Origin of the sequence: Streptomyces gottesmaniae (genome assembly GCF_031845845.1) — a bacterium.
Taxonomy (GTDB): Bacteria; Actinomycetota; Actinomycetes; order Streptomycetales; family Streptomycetaceae; genus Streptomyces; species Streptomyces akebiae.
In genome coordinates this window covers 1-472 of record NZ_JAVRFJ010000119.1, presented here as the reverse complement: position 1 = coordinate 472, position 472 = coordinate 1, and the positions used below count along the sequence as shown (strand labels likewise).

Annotated in this window: 1 protein-coding gene; it reads left to right on the top strand. The window is 43.2% G+C overall.

Features of this window, described 5'->3' with window-relative positions; translation table 11 throughout:
* Window positions 1-232 (top strand): PEP-utilizing enzyme (locus RM704_RS45735; RefSeq protein ID WP_498076448.1); only part of this gene is annotated, 232 nt, incomplete at its 5' end.
* Window positions 233-472 lie beyond the last annotated feature (240 nt).

Below are 472 nucleotides of genomic sequence, written 5' to 3'. Positions count from 1 at the left end.
AACTATTCTACTGGCGGAGAACATTTATCCCTCCACAGTACTGCAACTGGATCCAGCGGTTGTAAAAGGTATCTGCCTTAGCGCCGGAACTCCGCTATCCCACAGTGCCCTAATCGCCCGTGAACTGGGAATTGGCTGGATTTGCCAGCAGGGTGAGAAACTGTATGCGATACAACCAGAAGAAACGCTAACGCTGGACGTTAAAACGCAACGTTTCAACCGTCAGGGTTAAACCACCGTTCGGATGGCATCATTCTGATGTCATCCGGCAATTTACTCTGCACTGATGTTTTTTAACTACCTGTTATATTTTTCACCAAATTATGATGATTTTTCTTCGCTAATCGCGAACCCAACGTCGCTGGCTGACGAATAAACAGATGTTATTTTATCACTCTATTTCGCCGTTATTTATCCCTTTAATTCCCTTTTCTAAAATGGTAATGACTCCAACTTACTGATAGTGTTTTAT